Origin of the sequence: Amycolatopsis sp. A1MSW2902 (genome assembly GCF_017312175.1) — a bacterium.
GTDB lineage: Bacteria > Actinomycetota > Actinomycetes > Mycobacteriales > Pseudonocardiaceae > Amycolatopsis > Amycolatopsis nivea.
Map to the genome: position 1 here is coordinate 2203408 of NZ_QJPO01000001.1, position 22629 is coordinate 2226036.

Consider the following 22629-nt stretch of genomic DNA (forward strand, 5'->3'; position numbering starts at 1 on the left):
GAACGGGTGGAAAGAGGTGGGTGGAGGTGATACCTCCGGACGCCGCGAATGCTATCCGGATGACAATTTTCCGGCGGGCGTTTTCGTGTCCCCGACCGAGGCGGCGAGCCGGGCGGCCACGTCGTCGGCGGTGAGCCGTGCGGGCTCGGTATCGGTGAGGAACTCGTTGAGCAGCAGGCAAAACCCGTCCGGGTCGGCCACGTGTGGAAAGTGTTTCGCGTTTTCCTGGACGACGAGCCTGCTGTGCGGCAGGAGTTCGGCGGTCCGCCGCCCGTGCGCGACCGGGATCAGCGGGTCGCGCGCGCCCCAGACCAGCAGCATCGGCACCGATTCGGCCAGGTACAGCTTCTCCGCGGCGCTCGCGCGCTGGCCGCGCAGGTCGATCAGGCTGCCCGCGATGGACAGGAACGCCCGCCGCCGCCCGGGATCGGCGAGGGAGCCGAAACGCCGGGCCAGCTCTCGTGTTTCAGTTTTCAATGACCCGCCGAGCCGCCTGCCGAGCCGCGCCGCCTCGCGGGCGAGCGCGAGCGTCGCCGGGTTGACGGCCAGCGCGAGGAAAGCGGCCGCGCCGGGCAACGCGGCGGCCCGGAGCGCCGGGCTCACCTCCGTGCCGAGCCCGGCGCTGCCGACCAGGACCAGCCGGTCGCACATTTCCGGGAATTGGTAGGAGAACTGCATCGCGATGCCGCCGCCCAGCGAATGCCCGACGACGGTCGCGTGCCGGACGCCGGACACCGCGAGCGCATCCCGCACGATGCTCGCCATCGCGCCGAGCCCGTAGTCCGCGCGGGGTGCGTCCGAATCGCCGTGGCCGGGCAGATCCAGTGCCAGCACGCGGCGGTCGAAGGTGGCGCGGCGGTCGAAAACCGGGGTCCAGGTCGCCATGCTGCCCGCGATTCCGTGCAGCAGCACGACTGCTTCGTCGCCGGTGTCGGTGGCGGGCCGGTATTCGCGCAGCCGGACCCGTCGGCCGTGGAGGACGAGGGTGTACGTCTCGAGTGTCATCGGCAGCCTTTCTCGCGAATCCGAAATTAGGGCAGCCGCTCGCTTTCCCCGCTGTGGCAAACGCCACTTTCCGGGAATTCGGCACGCGCGTGACAGTAAAAGAAACGAAAAAACGTTCGCGGGTGCGGATTTTCCGGGACCGCCGAACGGCTTGTCGACATCGCGGCGGGGTCCGGGTCATCCTCGACGCATGGTCGCAATGACGCACCGGACGCACTGATGTCGTGCCGCGCGAGGATTCATTTCGCCCGCCAAGAGCACCGGCCGCCCTCGCCGCGGCCGCTCGGGAGACCGTGGCGGCGGGTGCTGCCAATGCCCGCGAGCAGGCTGGAGCGGGGCACCGGCCGGGGAATGCCCCGGATGACGACCGCGCGGCTGCTCCGCCTGTTCCGGCGCGCCCGGCGGCGCGGCCCTGGGGGCGCGCCACGCTTCGCTGAGGTCCGTGAAGGGCTCCTTGCCGGACTCAGATTCCCTCAAGGAGTCCTTCACGGACGTTCGCGGCATCGGACCGCGCCCATGGACTGGCCGCGGGTTAGTTCTCTGTCGGACGGTGCGCGCGCATGAGGCGCTGGGCGCGCAGTGCGAGTTGCATGCCGAGCCGGTCGCCGAAAAGGAGTCCTTCACGGACGTTCGCGGCGCCGGACCGCGCGCATGGACTGGCCGCGGGTTAGTTCTCTGTCGGACGGTGCGCGCGCATGAGGCGCTGGGCGCGCAGTGCGAGTTGCATGCCGAGCCGGTCGCCGAAAAGGAGTCCTTCACGGACGTTCGCGGCGCCGGAGCGCGCCCGTGGACCGGTCGCCGGTCAGTTGTCCGTCGGACGGTGTGCCCGCATGAGGCGCTGGGCGCGCAGGGCGAGTTGCATGCCGAGCCAGTCGCCGAAAAGGAGCCCTTCACGGACGTTCGCGGCAGCGGACCGCGCGCGTGGACCGGTCGCGGGTCAGTTGTCCGTCGGACGGTGTGCCCGCATGAGGCGCTGGGCGCGCAGGGCCAATTGCATGCCGAGCCGGTCATCGGCGTCCTTGAGCCGGTCGCCGAACAGTTCCTCCAGTTGCCGCAGCCGGTTGCGGACCGTCTGCGGGTGCACGCCGAGGCGCTGCGCGATCTCTGGCGCCCCGCCCCGGGTTTCCAGCCAGGCCAGCAGGGTTTCGCTCAGCCGGTCGCGCTGCTTGGCGCTCAGCGAGGCGAACGGGTCGAGGCTCTGCCGGGCCAGTTCGGCGGCCAGGAAGTCCTCGGCGAGCAGCCAGAGCGTCGCCAGATGGTCGCGGCACCAGATGACCGGTCCGGGAGTCTCCGGCCCGGACAGCTGTAGCGCCCGGCGCGCGGTGCGCAACGCGGCCGGCGCGTCGGCCAGCGGCACGGTCGGCGACACCGCGGCCCGCCAGCCGGCGGGCATCGCCGCAAGCGGGGCCAGGTCGGCGTCCGGATCGACGGCGAGCAGATGCGGCTCCGGGCCGTCGAGGTCGGCGAGCACGCCGCCGCCGAGCAGTTCGGCCGGGAAATCGCTCGCCTCGGGAGCGCGCTCGAGGGCGACCATCGCGGCCGTTTCAGGCAGCGGCCAGCCCGCCCCGTTCGCCAGTTCGGCGATGCTGCTCGCCGCGCCTTCCGGGGCCTGGACGATCAGCTCCAGCAGCCGTCGCCGCCGGGCGGGCACGGCGCCCTCGGCGTCCGTTTGGGCCTGCTGGTAGCCGGCGATCGCGGTGGCGCACAGCTCGTCGACGTAGGCGAAGATCGCTTCCGCGCCGACCGAGATCACGGCCGGGTCGACGCCCGCGGCGACCACCGCGGGGTGCATCGCCCGCCACGCGACCCTGGCCCCGATCGTGGCGGTGTCCTGCAGCGCGTCGAGGTTGCGGCCCTCGCTGAACTCCATCGCGCCGCGGGCGCGGTAGAACGCGATCCACTGCTCGTGCGGCAGGTCCGGCGCGCCCATCGAGTCGACGCAGTGCAGCACCGCGTACTCGACGCTGCGGACCAGCACCTTCCCGAAAACCCCCTTGAGCGGCTGGCCGTAGGCCGGGACCGCGCGCTGGGTCTCCTGGATCATCGCGGCGGCGGCGTGCGCCGCGTGCGGGCGCAGGCACGCGCCGAGCGCGCGCGGCAGTGAGGCCAGCAGTGCGAAGCTGCGGTACTCGACCACGAATCCCCCTTCGAGGCGCTGGGACGGAGGGAGGTGAGCGTAGCTGAAAACGTGCGTCACTAAAAATGAACGATCGGCGCCCGAAAGAGCGACGCGAACCTGTCCTTTTGACACGGACGAGTGCGCGTTCTACGCTCCGTGCCGGTTATTCCTGAAACTTCAATTTCCGAGTGAGGGATTAAATCGCCATGCGCAGTTCCGCCGCTTCCGACGGCTCGGTGTGGGCGCGGATCCCGCGCCGGCTGGGCGACGCGGTGCGCCCGCGGATCCCGGAGATCGCCCGGGCGTGCGTCGACGCCGTCGCCGCCGAGATCCCGGAATATTCCGGTTGCTTCGGCCGCGAACCCGGGCGGGGCGCCGCGATCGAGCAGACCCGGCGGGGGATCGAGCGGGACATCGACCGCGTGGGCGCTCCCGCGATGTGGCAGAGCGACCGGCTCGCCGATTTCCGCGCGCACGGGCGGACGGCGTTCCACGAGGGGCTCAGCCGGGAGTCGGTGCAGGCCGCGGTGCGCGTCGCGAGCCGGGTCATGTGGCGCTGGATCGCCGAAATAGCCCAGGAAACCGGCCTGTCCGGCGACGTCGTCTACGGGATGGCCGAGGGCATGCTCGGCGACGTCGAGACGGCGATGACGGCGGTGGCGGAGGGCTACAGCGCGGCCGAAGCGGAGCTGTCCGGCGACGGCGAGCGCAACCGCCGCGTGCTCCGCGCGCTGCTCGGCGACCGGCAACGGACCGAAGAGGACAGTCCGGCCGGGCTGCCCGAGCGGGTCGCGGCGGTGGTGTTCCGCGCGGTCCCGGGAGCGCCCGGGCTTCCGCCGGACCTGCTGCCGGACCACGTCATCGCGGACCTCGCGGGCGATCCGCCCGCGGCGCTCACCGCCGCGCCGGACGCCGACTTGGCGGGACTCGCCGGACTGCCCGCGGGCTGGACCGCGGCGGTCGGCCCGCTGGTGCCGTCCGGCTCGGCGGCCGAATCGTTCCGGGTCGCCCGCCGCGCGGCCGGCCTGGCGGCCCGGGGGTTGTTGGACGCGCCGGGCCCGGTGGTCTGGTGCCGCGACCACGTGCCCGCGCTGCTGCTGCTCGCCGACGAATTCCTGGCCGCGCAGCTGGCCGAGACGACGCTGGCCCCGCTCGCCGGGCTTCCGGAGAAACGGCGCGAGCACCTGGCGGAGACGCTGCTGGCGCTGGTCCGGACACGAGGCAGCGCCCCGGAGCTCGCGCGGATGCTGGACCTGCACCCGCAAACGATCCGCGCGCGGCTGAAAACGCTCGCGGAATTGTTCGGGAACCGATTGACCGACCCCGGCGAGCGGCTCCGGCTCGAGCTGGCGTTGCTGGCGGAACGGGCGCTCCCGGAGCGGGGCTGACGGGAGCGCCCGCCTGCCGGGCGATATTTACGGAAGTTTAGCGACCAGCTCGCCGTCGATCTCCTTCGGACGAGCCGGTCGCGGAAAGACCCACCGCCGATAACCGAACCAGCGGAACGCCGTGCCCGTCGCCGTGCCCAGAATCATCCCCGCCACGAAGTCCGCGATTTCCTGTGCCAGATACCCGATATGCGGCTCTTCGAGCCGAAGGACGTACCGCGATACCAGCAACGGCACGAGATTCACCGCGACCGCACCGGCATTGACCGCGAAGAACAGCGTCGCTTCTCGCAGCCGTCCGTGGCCGCCTCTGTCCACGAACGACCATTGCCGGGAGAGGAAGTACGCGAAGGCCGTCGACGCGACCGTCGCGATCGCCAGTGCGGTCACCGGTTTCTCTTGCAGCACAGTGAGTTTGAGGCTGTAGTCGACCAGCACGGTGACCCCGTAGGCGGCCGCTCCGACGACGGCGAAGCGGAACAGTGCGCGCGGCCCGGGCATGGATCAGCAGTTCGACGTAGCCGGTTTGCCGGCGATCCGGTCCTTGATGAAGGACAGCACGTCGGCGTTGCCGGTGTAGACCAGCGTGATGTGGTCGGTGTCGTAGGTCTTCCAGGTTTCCTGGACGCCGGCGGCGCAGTAGGTCTTGTGCAGGGCGTCGGCCTGCGCGAACTGCACCAGCTGGTCGCCGGTCGCGTGGTAGAGGAACAGCGGGGCCTTCGGCGGGGTGGTGCCGAGCTTGTTCTCGGCGAGCCGGGCCGCCCACGCGGGCTGGATGTAGCCGGGACTCGTGGTGTAGTCGGCGATCTTCTGATTCGCGTACGTCGTCAGCAGCTCGAACGTGCACGCGCTCTGCTTCATCTCGGCGAGCTTCGCGCGGCCGTTGTCGCTGAGGAACGAATCGAGTTTCAGCTCCGGGTAGGCCTGGTCGAGGCCGAGCAGGGCGTAGGCGAAGACGCCGAAACCGAACTTGCCGTCGAGTTGCAGCGTCACCTGGACCAGGTCGGCGGGCACCCCGCCGGCGGCGATCCCGGCGAGATTCAGCTCCGGCGCGTACGACGGTTGCAGTTCGCCCGCCCACACCGCCGCGCCGCCGCCTTGGGAGTAGCCGCGGAAGACCACTTTCGACGTGCTGGAAAGCCCGGCGGGCGCGAGTCGCTGTGCCGCGCGGACCGCGTCGATCACGGCCGGCCCTTCGGACCTTCCCACGACGTACGTCGTCTTGGGGGAGCTTTGGTAGCCCTCGTAATCCGGGACCGCGACGGCGTAGCCCGCGTCGAGCAGGTCGTCGAGGCCGGGTTGCTCGTAGAAAGCGCCCATGTCGATCATCTTCGACGGAGCGCAGGCGAAGGCCGGGCCGTGCGTGCCGGGGGCGAACGCGACGACCGGCGCGCTGGCCCGGTTCGCGTTCTTCGGCACCAGCACGGTGCCGGTAACCGCGTCCGGCTTCCCGAGTGCGTTGGTGGACAAGTACATCACCTGCCAGGCATCGACAGATGCCTTGCGCGGCCCGGCCTTCGACGGCCGCCAGCGGATCACGTCGCCGGGTTTGCCCGCGGGCAGCGGGGAAGGCGGCGTGTAGAACGAGTCGTCGGGCGGGCCGGGGCTGGGCTCCGCCGCGGCGGCCGGGGCGAGCGCCGCGGCGAGGACGAGCGCGACCAGCGCGGCGAGCGCGCGGCGGGCGGTCACGAACTCGTCCCGTAAACGCGCTTGCAGGTGGGGGATTCGGCGAAGGCGAGGTTCAGCTCGGGGTTCGCCTTGAGGTCCTTGATCGGCCCCTCCGGGTCGGTGAGCTGGCCCATCGTCGCGTCGGCGGCGGCGATGGCCTGGTGCAGGCTCGCCTGGTCGTCGACCTTCGCCTGTTCCATCGCGGACTTCGTCGCGGCGATCTTGTTCGTGGTCTCGCTCAGGTTGGCGGCGGCTTTGTCCACTGCGGACTGTCCGTCCGGGACGGGCGGCACGCCCGCCGCGCGGAGACCGCTCGCCATGTCGCCGAGTGCCGAGCCCAGCCGGTCGAGGAAGGCGACCATCGCGTCCCGCGTCTTGCCGGGCGCGGCGCTGTCGGCGGCGGGCGGCTGCGAGAGCTTCGCCGAGCCCGCAGCGACGCTGGTGCACACCTTGTCGACCCACGCGAGCGCCGCGGGGTCGGCGTGCCGGCCGGTGTCGGCGGGCGCGGCCGAGGAGCAGGCGGCGCACGAGATGAGCACGGCGGCCGACGTCGCCAGCACCGCGCTGTGCATTCTGTTCATGGTTTTCGAGGCTACGCAGCACGGTCGCGGGCGGGCAAGAAAGGAATGCCCGATTGGCACGCGCGTAAACATTTCCGGATTCGGTTTTGTCACCCGCGTCAGCGCCCCGTTCGTGCGGCGGGCGCGGGGAAAGTCGCCTGCGCCTGCTAGGAAAACGGCCCGCACGGCGTGCCGGGGTGACAATTTGCCGGACTGCCCGCGAGATTTACGCGCCAGCCCTTGATCGGCGCTCTCCTCGCTCGCTAGCTTGCTGACCGGTAGCGATTACCGTTTTACCGCTCCGCCTTTTCGTATCACTGTTGATACCCGGAAGGACCATCGTGAGTCACCCAAGAGGCAAGAAGAAGACGGTCGTGGCCGCCGCGGCCGCGGGCGCGGCGGGGCTCGTCGCCGCCGCGCTGGTGGTCGGGGCCCAGGCCAGTGCCGCCGACCCGATCTCGCTGACCCTGAACTACCACTGCACCTTCCCGCTGGTCGGATCGCAGTCGCTGAAGGTGGTGATCAACACCGATCTGCCGCCCGCGGTGAACGCCGGGCAGGCGACCGGGGCGTTCGACATCAAGGCCGTGTCCACGATCAACGCGGACACGGTCAGCGGGCTCGGCCTGATCGGGGCCACGACCCTGGAAGGCAGCGCGACCGCGAGCGCGAAGGTCGCCGCACCCGGCCTCGACCTCCCGGTCAGCGTCCCGATCGCGCTGGACAAGACGAACATCCCGCCGTCGGGCGAGATGAACATCAACGCGACCGGCAAGACGCCGTCGCTCACGTTCACCCAGCCCGGCCAGGCGAAGATCACCGTGGGCGACCTCGCGCTCAAGGTCACCCCGCGCAAGGCGGACGGCTCGGTCACCGGGATCACCCCGGACGGCACCATCAACGCGCCGTGCACCCAGGACCCGGGCCAGAACAACACCCTCGCCACGATCACCGTCAACGGCGGCGGGACCTCGACCCCGCCGCCGACCTCGGACACGCCGCCCCCGACGTCCGACACGCCGCCGCCGACCTCGGCCACCCCGCCGCCGACGTCGGACACGCCGCCGCCCGGGGGCACCAAGTTCGTGTTCGGCATCGACGGAAAGACCGCGCTGAAAGCGCTCGGCAGCACCGCGCCGATCAAGGGCGGTTTCGACGCCGACGTGGACATCGCGGCCAAGAAGTTCACCGGCTCGCTGAAGCTCGACGCGACCAAGACCGACTTCAAGCTGCTCGGGTTCCTGCCGGGCAGCGCGGACGTCAAGGTCGTGCAGAACGGCACGCAGAGCGGCGAACTGGTCGGCACCGGGTTCAAGGCGCACATCAAGTTCGACGTCTTCCTGCCCACGGTCAACCTGTTCGGCTTCCCGATCAGCACCGACCCGAAGTGCGGCACGGTCAGCCCGTCGACCAGCGAGATGAGCACCGGCGACGGTTTCGACCTGCTCAAGGGCGGGAAGCTGACCGGGACCTACGCGCTGTCGGCGTTCCAGAACTGCGGTTCGTTCAACGACTGGATCAGCGCGTTCGCCAAGAGCGACGGCAACACGCTCGACCTGAACCTCGCCCGCCAGTAATCCGATCTGCCGGTCCCCGCCGCGCCGCGGCGGGGACCGGTGCCATGCCCTCGGAAAGGGGGAAACCGTGCCGAAAGCCCGGTGGTTGCTCGCGGCGGGTCTCGCCTGCCTCGCCGTCGCCTGCCTGGCTTCTCCCTCGGCCGCGGCGACGCAGGTCGACAAGAAGCTGAGCTACACCTGCCCGTTTCCCCTGATCGGGGAACAGAAACTGGACGTGGAGGTGAAGGCGTCGTTCGACGTACCGTCCGCACCGGGCGGCACGCTCACGACCTCAGGTCTCGCCGTCTCGGTGGTCGTTCCGGACAAAGCCACGCGCGGCTTGGCACTAGTCGGCGCAGCGAGCGTCGAGGGGACTGCCGCCGCAGAAGTGACGCTGGCCAACGGCTCCCTCACTCTGCCGGTAACCGTACCGCTCACCGTGGCGAAGACGACGCTGCCGCAGTCGGGTCCGTTCACCGCCCAAGCGACCGGCTCGGTACCGCCGATAGTGGTCCCGAACGCAGGCAAGACAACGGTCGCCCTCGGCGGCTTCAGCACCCGGCTGACCCCGAAGAAGGCCGACGGATCGTTCACCGGACTGGGCTCGTTCACCTCGGACTGCACACTCGACCCGGGACAGGATTCGGTACTGCTGAGCTTCGACGTCGGCACCACGCAGAGCGGCTACCACTACAGCCTCACCGGCACGACGACGGTGAAGGCATTGGGCACGACGGTGCCGCTCAACGGTTCTTTCGCCGTCACCACGCAGCCGTCTTTCAGCGACCGCCCGGCATTCGACCCGGCCCAAGCGGCGTTCAAGCTCTTCGGATTCGTGCCAGGAACCGCCGAACTGCGCTTCACACCAGACGGCGAGCAAACCGGCTCGTTGGGCGACGGGGGATTCGTGGCGCACACGAAGCTCGCGTTGGCCGTGCCGCAAGTGTCGCTGTTCGGCGTGCCCGTCGCGGACCAGAACTGTCACACGAGCGCCCCGATCCCGGTCGATTTGCGCACTGGCACCGGGTTCGCGTTAGCCGCTGGTGGCCCGGTGTCTGGGACGTACGCGATCCCGCCGTTGACTGACTGCGGTGCCTTCACCGGGTACCTCAGCTCGTTGTTTCAGGGGGAAGGGAACGCTTTCGCTGTCGCGTTGACGGCACGGTAGACCCCGGGGGATCGGGTAGCGGGGCACGGTGCTCGCCTAGGCTGGCGGGCGAGTGCTGTGTTCCGGCTGTGCGCGGGGTGGTCTCCGGCGGGTGAGTGGCGTCAACGCGAGTCCGGTCACGAGAAACACCGCTGCCAGGCTGAACCAGCCTATCTGGGTGCCGGTGCTCGCGAACCAGCCGAACAGGGACGGTGCGACGATCATGCTCAGGTCGAATCCCATGTTGTAGAAGCCCTGGTACCGGCCGAGCGCCGACTCGGGTGCCAGGTCGTAGAGAAAGCACCAGGAAGCGGTGCCGTACAGCACTTCTCCGCCTACGACGGCCAGCGCGATCCCGACGATCGCGGCGACAGCGATAGCACCGCGATCGGCGCGCGCCCCGACCGGAAACAGCACGGCGGCCGCGGCGAGGAGGAGCGCGCCGAGCCGGGCCGCCCTGGCCGCCGTCGGCACATCGGTCACCCGGCGGCTCACCGGGATCTGGCAGACCACGATGCCGCCTGTCTGCACGACCAGCGCCACCGAGACCAGCCACAGCGGGACGTGCATCCGGCCGAGCACCCACAACGGCAACGCGATGGTGATCATCGATTCCGACAACGTCAGCACGCCGTTGGCGATCGTGAGCAGCACGAACCGGCGGTCCCGCAGCACGTTCGCCCGGCCCGCACCCGGCTCGTCCGCCCGCGCCGCATCCGCCCGCTTCGGCGCGAGGCGCTTCCCGGCTGTCCGAACCAGCATCCCGGCGACCACGAAAGTCATTGCCTCGACGGCAAAACTGACCCGGAACGCAACAACCGACCCGAATCCCAGCACCAGCGCGCCAAGGCTGAGGCCGACAACCATCGCGACATTGCTCAGCGATTTCAGCACCGCTCGGTACGGCACCCGGCGTTCGGCATCAACGGCCCGCCCGATCAGCGCGCCGATCACCGCCGCACTGCCTCGGCCGCATGCCACCAGCACGCTCAGCAGAACAAGCGCCACCCAGCCCGGCGCGACGGTGAAGCTCAAGGTGGCTATGCCCATCAACCACACCAGCGCCGCGTAAACAGCATGTCCGTCGCGGCGATCGGCCAGCCACCCCGCGAGCGGACCCGCCGCGATCCCCACGACCGCGGCGACACTCATGCCCGCCCCGTAGACCGACGGAGACAGGCCGGCGTAGCGGATCAGGTAGATCGCCAGCGAGGAGTAGGACAGGCCGGTGCCGAGGTAAAGGATCGACATCGAGACCGCAAAGAACCGTTCCTTCTTCCCCCTGAGTTCATCCAGCGAGAGGGCATCCCGCAAAGACTTCATGGAGTGACCGTAGGGGCGGATGAGCAGCCTCAACGCCGCTTCGGCGAAGTTTCGCGGCCGATGAAGCAACGTACGCCGCTATATATCGTCCTAGGATATATGTGGAGCATGGTGCGAAGCCCGCACGCAGCGGAAGCACGAGCATGACCGGCACCGAGACGAAGTACCGCGCCCTGGTCCGCGTCCTCCCGGCCTGGTACCGCGCCGACCGAGGCGACGAGATGGTCGGAGCCCTGCTCGACCTGCATGACGAGCAGGATCGCAAGGCGCTGTGGAGCGAACTGTGGGCGGTGCTGGCGCTGGGCGTACGCACCCGGTTGGCAGCCCGGGCAGCACCCGCCCGAACAGTCGCCCTCGGTGATCTCGTCCGGCAGGTCGCGCTCCTCGGCCTGCTCTGGGACGTGCTCAAATCGGCCTGCAACGCCAGCAACACGCTCTGGATGCTCCGTACCCTCTCCGGCTCCTACCCGAGCACCTTCCGCGCCGCGCTGACGTCGGACCTGATCACCGAGCTCATCCCGCTGGCCGCCGCGCTGATCCCGCTCGTCCTGCTGGTCGACGGCTGGCGCCGCCTGGCGCGGGTCGCTGCCGTGACGATCCTGACCGCCGGCGCGATCTGGTTCCTGGCCAAACATTCCAGCCCCGAAGCCGCCGCGTACTTCGCTCCGCCTGGCTCCCGCTGGTGCTGTTGCTGCCAGCCTTCCACTCCGACGCCCCACTGCCCCCGACGCGACCGTGGTGGTGGGCCATCGGCGGAAGCCTGCTCCTCGCGCCCGTCCTCGCGCTCAGGTTCGGGCTCCCCGGCGGCCTCGACCGGCTCACCGGGTTGTCCCCGCTCGTCTGGCTGTGCGCGATCGCCGGAGCCGGCTACCTGCTGCTCCGGCTCCGCTCCGAACCACGCCCGGCATGGACGTTCGCGCTGGCCCTGTGCATCGCGCTGGCGTTGGTCCAGAACCTGGTGCTGAAGAACGGCATCATTCCGTTCGACGAGATAGTGCTCGCGCAGGTTTGCTCCGCCGGGGTGATCGTGGTGGCATTGACCGTCGTGGGGATTCGCGATTACCGCAGGGTTGTGGTGAAGCGCTGAGGTCGGCGGAGTCCCTGCGACACTGCGGTGAGCGCACCTTCACCCCGGAAACCGAGCCGAAAGCCATTCGCCGATCTCCGCCGCCGCCAGACTGGCCCCGGTAGGTTCGCCAGGCCGAAGCGGGCCGCCGAAATGGGTCCCCGGTACCTGACGATGCTCGACATCCTCGGCACCCAACGCAGCGACCATCGCTTTCGCGTCGTCAGGGAAACAAGCCGCGTCTCCGGTCAGTTCCACGAACAGCGACGGAGTCCGCACGCCCGGCGCGCAGCGCAGGAAGGACGCATTGCTCGTGTTCGCCGACCAGGTCGACAGCCACGCTTCCGGGGTCACCAGTCGGGCGAAGCCGACCAGGCCGTAGTCGGTCAGGTCGGGGCGGCGGCCGAACAGCGAGCCGTACGGGCGCTCGTTCGGGTCCAGGGACAGGTCGACGAAACGCAGGTCGGCGTCGGTGCGGTAGATCGTCAGGATCCGGGGTGCCAGGGACGCTCGGCGGTCCGCGGGGTCCTGCGTGGTCTTGAACCGGGCGCGGGCTTCGGCGGCGACGGCGACGCGGGCGCGGGCTTCCGCGTCGATGCGCGCGATCCGGGCGGCTTGAGCTGTGCGGTAGCGCTCGATGAAGTCAGCGGAATAAGCCGAAGACGTCGGGGGAGGGGCGAAACCGTTGGCGGCTGAGAACGGATCTAGCTCTGGGAGTACAGACAGCGGATCCGACTCGTCGGCGACTGACGGGTCGATCAGCCGTTGCAGCAGCGCGCCTTGGCCGGGGTGCGGGGCGAGGAACACGGCACCGTCCGGGGCGGGCAGGTCTGCGGACGCCAGGTCGACCGGTCGGCCGGACGGGGCGGCGGTTAGTCGCCGTTCTGGCGGCAGTCCTGCTTGCTGGTGGTAGAACGCGAACAGGGTGCCGCCGCCGGAGTGGCCTAGCGTGACGCGCGCGGAGAATCCCTTCTCCCGCAGGAAAACCTGACCGGCGGCGACGTCCAGCAGGGCCTGTTCGTGGATCAGGTTCAGGTCGTTGTTCGGCGAGCGCGTGCCCTGCGTCCACACCGCGAAACCCCGTGCCACCAGTTCCGGGACGAGCACGTGGTGGGTCGTGTCCATCCGCGGATGCATGATCGACACGACGGTGTCGGCACCGGGCAGTGCGCGCAGCACGCCGGAGACTTTCGCACCGTCTAATGTGGTCAGCTCGTGGGCGGAAGTGATGGTGCCAGAGGGGATTTCGGCGTTGTCGACATACCGTCCGGCACCGAGTCGCGCGGTCATCGTGCTTCCAGACGCAGCGCGTCCTTGTCCCACTGCGTGATTTTCGCGTCCAGCAGGCCCGCGATGCTGCTGTACCAGACAGCGTGCCGACAGCCGGTGGCGCGGCGATCGATCACGATCGGACCCGGTGCGCTGAGTTTGAAATACGCGCCGACCCGGTCGACGGTGACAGTGTCGGCTTGGGCCGCGACCGCCACGATCGGCTGGTTTTCGGGAACATCCAACAAGAACACGGCAGTCATCGCGCGGGCACCTCCGCCGCCGAAGACCGCTCGACGATGAGTTCCGCCTTGCGGACCAGCAGCGCGTCCAACGACGGCGCCGGACCGGACACGACGTCGAGGAGGGCGTCGATGGTGAGGTTCGCGTCGAGGTCTTCCTGCGGGGTCACCGGACGCAGCGCCCGGGTGATCTCGACCATGTAGCCGTTGGGGTCGTGCGTGTAGATCGACTCGATGGTCTCGTGCTGGATCTGCATTTCGACCGGCCACTCGCTCGCGTCGAGCCGGCGGCGGTACTCCAGGAGGTGCTCTTCGCTGTCCACATGGATCGCGAGGTGGCGCGAGCGGATGAAGAAGAGCGGCACGTCTTCGGCGAACTTCGCGTACACGTCGCCCTGCGGGCCGCCGTCGAACTGGTCCAGCCCGAAGTAGTAGAAGAACGCGAGCCGGTCGTTGTTGCCGATGTCGAAGAAGAAGTGGATGAAGTCCGGGTGCTGCTCCGGGCCCCAGCCCGCGGCGCAGATCGAGTGCACCACGGGGAAACCGAGGGTGTCCCGGTAGAAGCGGACCGTCCCGGCCGGGTCGAACGTGGGGAAGGCGACGTGGTCGACGCCCTTCACCAGGTGTGTTTCGGACATGCTGGTTCTCCTTTCCGGCGGTATCAGACAGTGGCGCGGGCGCGCAGGAGACTGCCCGCGCCGTCGATCGAGACGTCGAGGCCGAGGCTGCGCAGAATGCTGTACGCGCCGGCGGTCGCGGCGGAGAGGACGGGAATCCCGAACTCCTGCTCCGCAGGTTCGATCAGGCTGAGCGAGGGCATCTGCACGCAGCAGCTGAGCACCAGAGCGTCCACATCGGACAGATCAAGCGACCGCGCGGCCGCCATCACCCGTTCGCCGGGGATGCAGCCGACCTCGTTGTTGTCGGACACTTCCAGCGCCCGCCAGTCGGCGATCTCGAACCCCTCGGCTTCGAGGTAGTCCACGACCTGCTGCGCGAGCGGCTTCAGATACGGCGTCACCAAGGCGACCCGCCGGGCGCCGAGTGCGCGCAGACCTTCCGTCAGCGCACCGGCGCTGGACCGGACGAGGGCCTCGGACCCGCCGGTGGCGAGCTGTTCGGCGACGGCGGACTCGACCCGCCGGTGCTCGCCCGGGCCGCCGACCATGACGGCCACCAGGCACGCGTACAGGATCACCTCCGGCGACGCGTCCGCGATCTCCATGACGCATCGCTCGCGCTGGGCGTTCATCGCCGCGAGGCCCGCCGGCGAGACGGTGTGCATGCGCATCCGCGTCGAGTGGAACGAGAACTCCGTGGAGGGGTGCCTCGCGAGGACGGCCGGCATCTCGGTCTCGACGGTGACGTTGCTGCTCGGTACGACGAGCCCGATCCGGTGGGTGCTCATGCGGGTCCCTTCACTTCCTTGCGTCTACGACGAGTATTCGACGCTCGTGTAAAACAGTCAAGTCGTCCGCGCAGGCAGGGGGCGATGCGCACATCCCCTTGACTTTTTCTGCGCAAGCGTCGAATAATCGTCATGGTAGTCGAACCAGTGATCTGGGTCACCTAGGATCGTTCAGCTCAAGGGAGAGCGGAGCTCATGGCATACGTAATCGGAGTGGACGTCGGCGGCACGTTCACGGACGCCGTCCTCGACGACGGCGAGGGCCTGGTGCTCGCGGGCAAGACCGCCTCGACCCCGCCGGACTACTCGGACGGCGTGATGGACGTGCTCGGCGTGCTCGCGGAGCAGCTGGGCGTCCCGGTGGCGGAGATGCTGTCCCGCACCCACCACATCGCGCACGGCACCACCTCGTCGCTCAACGCGCTGGTGATGAACCAGGTCCCGGACATCGGCTTCCTGACCACCAAGGGCCACCGCGACTCGATCTACATCATGAACGTCGAGGGCCGCTACCTCGGGCGCGCGCCGGAGGAGCTGCAGAACCCGATCGGGCAGAGCAAATCGCACGGGCTGGTCCGCAAGCGCCACGCGCTGGAGGTCACCGAGCGGGTCGACCGCGACGGCCGGGTCGTCGTCCCGCTGAACGAGGACGAGGTCCGCGCCGCCGTGCGCGCCCTCGTCGCCGACGGCATCTCCGCGATCGCGGTGTCGCTGCTGTGGTCGTTCCGCAATCCCGCGCACGAACAGCGGATCCGGGAGATCGCGCACGAGATCGACCCCGGCCTGTTCGTCGCTATCTCCAGCGAGGTCTCCCCGCGCATCCGCGAGTTCGCGCGCAACGCGACCACCATCATGAGCACCCAGGTCGGCCCGGGCCTGCGCGACTACCTCGGCGAGCTGGAAAGCAAGCTGCGCAAGGAAAAGCTCGCCGGTCCGCTGCTGGTGATGCAGAGCAACGGCGGGGCGGTCGCCGCGTCCGAGGCTCCGGGCAACGCGATCTCCACCGTCGGCTCGGTGCTCACCGGCGGCGTGGTCGGCGCGGTGTCGCTCGGCGAGCAGCTGGGCCACCGCAACATCATCGCCACCGACGCGGGCGGGACCACCTTCCTGGCCGGGCTCGTCGTCGACGGCGAACCGGTGCGGTCGTCGACCACGATCATCAACCACCATCCGATCAACGTGCCCACCCTCGAGGTGCACGCCATCGGCTCCGGCGGCGGCGCGATCGCGTGGATCGACGCGGGCGGCAATCTCCAGATAGGCCCGCACAGCGCGCAGGCGGTCCCCGGCCCGGCCTGCTACGGCAACGGCGGCACCGAACCCACCAACACCGACGCGAACCTGGTGCTGGGCATCATCCCCGAACGCGGCCTGCTGGGCGGGCGGCGCGCGCTCGACGTCGGACTGGCGCGCGACGCGATCCGCACCCGCATCGCCGAACCGCTCGGGCTGAGCGTCGAAGAAGCCGCCGCGGCGATCTACGAGGTGCAGAACGCGCAGACCGGCGACCTGCTGCGGAAGACGGTGGTCGAGGCCGGACACGACCCGCGCGACTTCATCGTCTACGCCTTCGGCGGTTCCGGCCCCGCGCACTGCGGCCGGTACGCACAGGAGATCGGCGCCACGGATGTCGTGGTGCCGCTCGGCCAAGTCGCTTCCGCGTTCTCCGCGTACGGGCTCGCCTCGTCGGACATCGTGCTGGCCAAGGAACTTTCCGACCCGGCGGCGCTTCCGCTCGACCCGGTCCGCGTGCAGCGCAACTTCGAGGAGCTCGAGTCCGAGGTCCGCGAGATGCTCGAACGTCAGGGCATGCGGTTCTCGGCCGTCGAAATCGAGCGCGAGATCGACATGCGCTACACGATGCAGCTCGCCGAGGTGGCGACCCCGATCCCCAGCGGCGACCTGGCCGCCGAGGACGTGGCGAAGGCGGCGGATCTCTTCGAAGCCCGCTACGCCACGCTTTTCGGCGAGGACAGCGGATTCCGCGAGGCCGGCATCCAGGCCATCACCTACCGCGTCCGCGGCACCGGCGCCCTGCCGTTCTCGCCGACCTTGCCCGAACTCGAAAAGGCGGACTCCGCGGACGCGTCTCCGGCGCTCACCGGCACCCGGAAGGTGTGCCTCGGCGCGAGCCAGGGCTACGCCGACACCGCCATCTACGACTACACGAAGCTCCGCGCGGGCCACGTGCTGCGCGGTCCCGCGGTGATCGAGGTGCCCACCACCACCGTCGTGGTCCCGCACGGCACGACCGGGACCGTCGACCGGCTCGGCAACCTGCACATCGCTCTCGACCAGGCCTGAGCCCCAAGGAGAACTGGCATGACCGCACCGATCCCCGGCTCGGAAATCTTCTCCAGCCGCCCGCTCGACCCCGACGCGCTCAGCCGGGCCGTCGGCGGGACCGTCCCGCTGCACACCGTCACCCAGGACCAGATCGACGCCGTCGACCCGCTCACCTACGAGGTGATCCGGCACCGGCTGTGGTCGGTCACCGACGAGATGGGGGAGGCGCTCAAGCGCATGTCCGGTTCCCCGATCGTCACCGACGCCAACGACTTCGACTTCGCCGTGAGCGACGAGGTGGGCCAAGAGGTCCAGGTGGGCCTCTACAACACGATGCTCGTCGGGGCCGTCGACCTCGCGATCTACTGGACGCTGGAGCACCGCTCCGCCAACCCCGGCATCGCCGACGGCGACATGTTCCTGTGCAACGACCCCTGGGTCGGCGGCGGGCTGCACCAGAGCGACGTCATCGTGTACCAGCCGATTTTCCACGACGGCAAGCTCTTCGCGTGGACCAGCGCGATCTGCCACGAACCCGATCTCGGCGGTTCCGGCCTCGGCTCGTTCGACCCCGGTGCCAAGGACGTCTTCTCCGAATCGGTGCCGACGCCGCCGATCAAGGTGGTCCGCGACCGCGTCCTGCAGCGCGACGTCGCCGACGCCTGGACCCGCCGCTCGCGCGTGCCGATGCTCGTGGGCCTCGACCTGCGCGCCAAGATCGGGGCCAACACCGTCGGCCGCGACCGGCTCCTCGCGGTGATCGAGCAGTACGGCGCGGACACCGTCAAGGCCGTGATGAAGCGGATGATGAACGACTCCGAGGCGCGCTTGCGCACCAAGCTGCGCGGGCTGCCGGACGGCACCTGGAAGGCCACCGGCTACCAGGACCAGGCGTCGACCGGCGACCGCCGGCTGCACAAGATCACCGTCGCGATGACCAAATCGGACGACCGCCTGGTCTTCGATTTCACCGGCACCGACCCGCAGGCCGGCGTCATCAACTGCACGTACGCCGGGATGCGCGGCGGAGTGATGCTCGCCGTGCTGCCGGTGCTGGCCGGGGACATCCCGTGGGCCGCGGGCGGGCTGATGCGCTGCTTCGAACTGATCTCCGAAGAGGGCACCATCAACAACGCCACCTTCCCGGCCGCGGTCAGCCGTGGCCCGATCGGACCTGCCTGGCTCACCGGGAACCTGATCGCCGAATGCCTCGCGCAGATGCTCGACCGCGACGTCGACCTCGGCAAGAGCGTCCAGGCGTCGTGCTGCGGGACGTGGGACACCGCGATCGTGGCCGGGCTGGACGAGCGCGGCGAGCAGCCGGCACCGTTCCTGAACATCCTGATGGAGCCGATGGCGGGCGGCTACGGCGCGCGTCCGGTGGCCGACGGCATGGACACCGGCGGCCTGTTCTGCATTCCGATGGGCCGGATCCCGGACACCGAAATGACCGAATTCCTCTACCCGTTGCTGACGCTTTGGCGCCGGGAAGAACCCGACTCGGGCGGACCGGGGCGGATGCGCGGCGGGGTGAGCGCGTCGCTCGCCGTGACTCCGTACGGCAGCAGCTTGCCGATGGGGCTGGTGTTCGCGTCCGCGGGCAAGGCGGTCGCGCAGAACGGCGGCCTCGCGGGCGGTCTTCCCGGCAACACCGGTCTCGAGATCCTGGCGCGCGATTCCGGGGTGCAGGAACTGCTTTCGTCGGGCCAGCTGCCGGGCAACCTCGAAGAACTCAATGGCACCAAGGAAATCGGTGCCTGCTACGCGGAGAGCTACCTGGCTCCCGGCGAAGTGCTGTACATGCACTGGCAGGGCGGCGGAGGCTACGGCGATCCGCTGCGCCGCGATGCCGACGCGGTCGCCTGGGATGTGGCGAACGGCAAGGTGACCGCTGAAGGCGCCCGCATCAATTACGGCGTCGTGATCGCGAACGGCGAACTCGACCAGTCGGCCACCGCCGAGTTGCGCGCGAGCATGCTGGACGAGCGGCGCGACCGGTCCGAGACGCCGCTTTCCCAAGAGGCGACAGTGGATCTGCGCAACGCCCGCCGGATCGACGACAACCTGGCCGAGGTCACCATCGGCGAGGCCCGCGTGATCGCTTGTGCGCACTGCGGCCGGCTGCTGGGCGACACCAAATCCGGGAAGCTGGCGCTGGCCCGCTACGAGGGGCCGTCGAGCGCGGCGGGACCGCAGGTGGTTTCGGCTCCGTCGGAGTACGTGGACGCCGAGGTCGTGTTCCGCCAGCAGTGCTGCCCGGGCTGCTGGTCCGCGGTCTACTCCGGCGTCGTTCCGGCCGACCACCCCGACCACGTCGGCGAACTGACCGCGCTGCTGACCGCCGCGCCGATCGACTGAGGAGCATTCAGTGACCGCATTCGACTGGGACGGGCGAGTGGTCCGGTACCCCGCCGATCGCGCCCGCCGCTACCGGGAGAGCGGCGAATGGAGCGACCTGCCGATCAGCGCGCGGCTGCACGAATCCGCGCTGCGGCAAGGCGATCGCCCCGCGCTCATTACCGCCGAAGGCGCCCTCACCTACCGCGAACTCGACGAGCGCACCGACCGGATCGCCGCCGGGCTGCGCAGCCTGGGCCTGCGCCGACTCGACCCGGTGCTGTTCCAGTCGACCAACCGGACGGCGATCGTGCTCGCCTGGTACGGCTGTCTCAAGGCGGGCCTGGTGCCGGTGGCGACGCTGGCGCAGCACCGGATGCACGAGATCGGCCACATCAGCCGCAAGGTCGGCGCGGCGGCGCATCTGGTCGAGGCCGGGCTCGGGTTCGACCTGGTCGCGTTCGCCCGCCAGGTCGCCGAGGGACATCCGACGCTGCGCACCGTCCTCACGGTCGGTGCGGCGGAAGGAACGCACCGGATCGAGGACCTCGGCGCCGGGATCGATCCGGCGCGAGCACGGGCGTTCGTCGAAAGCGTCGAGGCGGAAACCGATCCGCAGGACGTCGCGGTGTTCCAATTGTCCGGCGGGACAACGGGAGTGCCGAAGGTGATCCCGCGGATCCACGCCGAGTACTGGAACAACGCGCTCCTGTACGCCCAGGCGCTGGGATGGGACGCCGGCACCCGGCTCGCGCACCTCATCCCGGTCATCCACAACGCCGGCATCTCCTGCGCACTGCACGCCGCCCACTCGGTCGGCGCGACCCTGGTCCTGGCCAACCCCGACCACGTCGCCGCGTTCGCGCTGATGGCGGAGCACGGCGTGACCGACGTCCTCATCGGGCACGGCCACTACCAAGCGCTCCGATCGGCCGAGTTCGACGCGGTCCTCCCCACCGTCCGGCGCACCGTGCTGTCCGGGGCGAAGGTCCCGCCGGACGTGTTCCGGCGCGTGGACGACGGCGAAACGCGGTGGGCGGGACAGATGTTCGGGATGTCCGAGGGGATGTTCCTGGCGAGCCGGGCCGGCGATCCGGAAGCCCTGCGCACGACGACCGTCGGCACGCCGATCGCGCCGTCGGACGAGGTCCGGATCCTCGAACCGGGCACCGAGACCGAAGTGCCGGACGGCGCGGTCGGCGAGTTGTGCTGCCGCGGTCCGTACACGATCCCGGGCTACTTCGACGCGCCCGAACACAACGCGGTCGCGTTCACTTCGGACGGCTTCTACCGCACCGGCGACCTCGCCGCGGTCCACGCCGTCGACGGCCGCCGGCACGTGTCGATCGAGGGCCGGATCAAGGACCTGATCAACCGCGGCGGCGAGAAGGTCAACGCCGAGGAGGTCGAGGTGCTGCTGATGAAGCACCCGGACGTCGCGATCGCGTCGGTGGTCGCGATGCCCGACGCGCGGCTGGGGGAGAAAGCCTGCGCGTTCCTGGTGTCCGCGACCGGGCAGACCCTGACGATGCCCGAGGTGCAGCGGCATCTGGACGGGCTCGGCGTGGCCAAGTTCAAGTGGCCCGAACGCCTGGTCTGGGTGCCGGAACTGCCGAAGACCAACGTCGGGAAGATCGACAAGAAGCGCCTCCGGGCCGATGCGGCGGCACCGCTCGCGACCGGACCGACCCCGCAAGGAGCCGGAGCATGAAGCTCGACACCATCGCCGTCCTCGGCGGAGGGCCGGGCGGCCTCTACGCCGCCCGGCTGCTCAAACGCAGTCATCCCGGCGCCGAGGTGACCGTCTACGAACAAGGCGTGCCCGACAAAACCTTCGGATTCGGCGTCGGGCTGGCGTCGCGGACGCAGCGGAATTTGCGGCTCGCCGACGAGGAATCGCTCGACAGCATCGTCGCCGCCTCGCACGGGCACGAGATGTCGATGCGCGTCGGCGACTCGGAGGTGCGTCTCGCGCACGGCGAACTGCTCGCCATCGGACGCGCGACCTTGTTGTCCGTACTGCAAAAGCACGCCGAAGCCGCCGGAGTGGAGCTGCGCTTCGGCGAGCGCCGCGCGGTGTCGGAACTCGATGCCGACCTGATCGTCGCCGCCGACGGGATTTCGAGCGCGACCCGGACCGATCTGGCCGAGGAGTTCGGTCCGGAGATCGCCGAGGGCGAGGGCCTGTATCTGTGGTGCGGCACCGATTTCGCGCTGCCGCGGGCGATCTTCACCCCGGTCACTACCGAGCACGGCACCTTCGTCGCGCACGCCTATCCGTACGCCGCCGACCGCAGCACCTTCCTGATCGAAACCGACGAGCAGACGTGGCGGCGGGCGGGATTCGACGTTTCGACCCGCGAGACGCCCAACGGAGACAGCGACCAGCGCTCGCTCGGCTACCTCCAGGAGGCGTTTTCCGAGACCCTGCAAGGAAACCGGCTGATCGGCAACCGCACCAAATGGCTCCGGTTCCGCACGATCCGGTGCCGCCGCTGGCACACGCGCAACGTGGTCCTGCTCGGCGACGCCGCGCACACCGCGCATTACTCGATCGGTTCCGGGACGAAACTCGCCATGGAGGACGCGATCGCGCTTGACCGCGCGGTGCTCGCCGCCGGCGGCCTCGACGACGCCCTCGCCGCGTACGAGGCGGAGCGGCGGCCCTCCGTCGAACACCTGCAGTCCATCGCCGAACGCTCGATGGCGTGGTGGGACTCGTTCCCGGAGCGCCTGTCGATGCCGGTGGAGCAGCTGATGGTCGCGTACATGACGCGGGCCGGGAAGGTGCCCGTCGACCGGTTCGCGGAGTCCGCGCCGCAGGCCGCCGTCCCCGGTCTCGCCGCGTTCGGCGGGGTCGGGATCGACGAGGTCCCGTGCCCGGGCTCGGTCACGGAGTGGATCCTCGACCGGCCGCTGACCGCGGGCGGGCGGCGGTTCCCCGGCCGCACCGCTCCGGAGGCGCTGCGCACCGCCGCAGGGACGCTGCCGGTCGAGATCTCGGTCCGGCCGTGGAGTCCCGAGGCGGCCGCACTGATCGCGAGCCTGCCGCCCGCGAGCGCGTACTGGCTGACCGGCCCCGCCGACCGGGAGGCGACCCTCGACCGGCTGGACGTCGGCGAGCGCATCCGCCGCGCGACCGGCGCGCTCCTGGTCGCGGACGTGCCCGCCGGGCTCCGGGCCGTCGCCGCGGGCGCGCTCGCCAGCGAGCGTGTCGATCTCGTAGCCTTCACCGGGTGATGGACTAGCCTTGGC

18 protein-coding genes are annotated in these 22629 nt (G+C 69.9%); 8 read left to right on the forward strand and 10 right to left on the reverse strand.

All coding sequences use genetic code 11. The features are described from left to right. Positions 1–51: 51 nt before the first annotated feature. Positions 52–1005: an alpha/beta fold hydrolase gene (locus DMP23_RS10075; RefSeq protein WP_337820886.1), complete on the reverse strand. Its 954-nt coding sequence runs from the start codon at positions 1003–1005 to the stop codon at positions 52–54. 937 nt (positions 1006–1942) lie between these two features. Then, positions 1943–3142, reverse strand: a complete 1200-nt coding sequence (locus DMP23_RS10080) for a PucR family transcriptional regulator (RefSeq protein ID WP_337820887.1) — start codon at positions 3140–3142, stop codon at positions 1943–1945. Positions 3143–3330: 188 nt separating this feature from the next. Between DMP23_RS10080 and DMP23_RS10085 the strand changes: the two genes are divergently transcribed. After that, entirely contained in the window at positions 3331–4512 is a 1182-nt protein-coding gene (locus tag DMP23_RS10085; protein WP_134730675.1) for a helix-turn-helix domain-containing protein, read from the forward strand. A gap of 27 nt (positions 4513–4539) precedes the next feature. On the opposite strand, the gene DMP23_RS10090 is transcribed toward DMP23_RS10085, so the two are convergent. The 3 genes from DMP23_RS10090 to DMP23_RS10100 are packed head-to-tail and all read right to left on the reverse strand — an operon-like array spanning position 4540 to position 6761. Then, complete coding sequence (locus DMP23_RS10090) at positions 4540–5013, reverse strand: GtrA family protein (RefSeq protein ID WP_337820888.1); 474 nt, start codon at positions 5011–5013, stop codon at positions 4540–4542. Between the two features lie 3 nt (positions 5014–5016). After that, the gene (locus DMP23_RS10095) at positions 5017–6201 is read right to left on the reverse strand and encodes a lipase family protein (protein WP_337820889.1); all 1185 of its coding nucleotides are present in this window, start codon (positions 6199–6201) and stop codon (positions 5017–5019) included. Next, complete coding sequence (locus DMP23_RS10100; protein WP_337820890.1) at positions 6198–6761, reverse strand: hypothetical protein; 564 nt, start codon at positions 6759–6761, stop codon at positions 6198–6200. Before DMP23_RS10100 ends, DMP23_RS10095 begins: the two co-directional genes overlap by 4 nt. A gap of 320 nt (positions 6762–7081) precedes the next feature. Here DMP23_RS10100 and DMP23_RS10105 point away from each other — a divergent pair, with 320 nt between their 5' ends. Then, positions 7082–8317: a DUF6801 domain-containing protein gene (locus DMP23_RS10105; protein WP_337820891.1), complete on the forward strand. Its 1236-nt coding sequence runs from the start codon at positions 7082–7084 to the stop codon at positions 8315–8317. A 67-nt stretch (positions 8318–8384) separates the two neighbouring features. Beyond that, positions 8385–9464 carry a DUF6801 domain-containing protein gene (locus DMP23_RS10110; RefSeq protein ID WP_337820892.1) on the forward strand — a complete coding sequence of 360 codons (1080 nt, stop codon included), beginning with the start codon at positions 8385–8387 and terminating at the stop codon, positions 9462–9464. Positions 9465–9500: 36 nt separating this feature from the next. Here the strand turns inward: DMP23_RS10110 and DMP23_RS10115 are convergent, their stop codons facing one another. Continuing rightward, positions 9501–10766, reverse strand: coding sequence for an MFS transporter (locus DMP23_RS10115; RefSeq protein WP_337820893.1), 1266 nt, complete (start codon positions 10764–10766; stop codon positions 9501–9503). Positions 10767–11448: 682 nt separating this feature from the next. Between DMP23_RS10115 and DMP23_RS10120 the strand changes: the two genes are divergently transcribed. Next, complete coding sequence (locus DMP23_RS10120) at positions 11449–11853, forward strand: hypothetical protein (protein ID WP_337820894.1); 405 nt, start codon at positions 11449–11451, stop codon at positions 11851–11853. A 39-nt stretch (positions 11854–11892) separates the two neighbouring features. On the opposite strand, the gene DMP23_RS10125 is transcribed toward DMP23_RS10120, so the two are convergent. The 4 genes from DMP23_RS10125 to DMP23_RS10140 are packed head-to-tail and all read right to left on the reverse strand — an operon-like array spanning position 11893 to position 14751. Then, on the reverse strand, positions 11893–13122 hold the full coding sequence (locus DMP23_RS10125) for an alpha/beta hydrolase (protein ID WP_337820895.1): 1230 nt from the start codon (positions 13120–13122) through the stop codon (positions 11893–11895). Next, entirely contained in the window at positions 13119–13364 is a 246-nt protein-coding gene (locus DMP23_RS10130) for a hypothetical protein (protein ID WP_134666785.1), read from the reverse strand. The genes DMP23_RS10125 and DMP23_RS10130 overlap by 4 nt, the downstream gene beginning before the upstream one ends. Beyond that, positions 13361–13981: a VOC family protein gene (locus tag DMP23_RS10135; RefSeq protein ID WP_337820896.1), complete on the reverse strand. Its 621-nt coding sequence runs from the start codon at positions 13979–13981 to the stop codon at positions 13361–13363. Before DMP23_RS10135 ends, DMP23_RS10130 begins: the two co-directional genes overlap by 4 nt. A gap of 23 nt (positions 13982–14004) precedes the next feature. Continuing rightward, positions 14005–14751, reverse strand: a complete 747-nt coding sequence (locus DMP23_RS10140) for a maleate cis-trans isomerase family protein (RefSeq protein WP_337820897.1) — start codon at positions 14749–14751, stop codon at positions 14005–14007. A 195-nt stretch (positions 14752–14946) separates the two neighbouring features. Between DMP23_RS10140 and DMP23_RS10145 the strand changes: the two genes are divergently transcribed. From DMP23_RS10145 to DMP23_RS10160, 4 genes are read left to right on the forward strand one after another with little or no spacing between them, the layout of a single operon-like run. Then, a complete protein-coding gene (locus tag DMP23_RS10145) occupies positions 14947–17055 on the forward strand; it encodes a hydantoinase/oxoprolinase family protein (protein ID WP_337820898.1) in 2109 nt (702 codons plus the stop codon). Between the two features lie 18 nt (positions 17056–17073). Continuing rightward, entirely contained in the window at positions 17074–19395 is a 2322-nt protein-coding gene (locus DMP23_RS10150; RefSeq protein ID WP_337820899.1) for a hydantoinase B/oxoprolinase family protein, read from the forward strand. Between the two features lie 10 nt (positions 19396–19405). Further along, positions 19406–21085, forward strand: a complete 1680-nt coding sequence (locus DMP23_RS10155) for a (2,3-dihydroxybenzoyl)adenylate synthase (RefSeq protein WP_337820900.1) — start codon at positions 19406–19408, stop codon at positions 21083–21085. After that, positions 21082–22614, forward strand: coding sequence for an FAD-dependent monooxygenase (locus DMP23_RS10160; protein ID WP_337820901.1), 1533 nt, complete (start codon positions 21082–21084; stop codon positions 22612–22614). The genes DMP23_RS10155 and DMP23_RS10160 overlap by 4 nt, the downstream gene beginning before the upstream one ends. Positions 22615–22629: the final 15 nt, after the last annotated feature.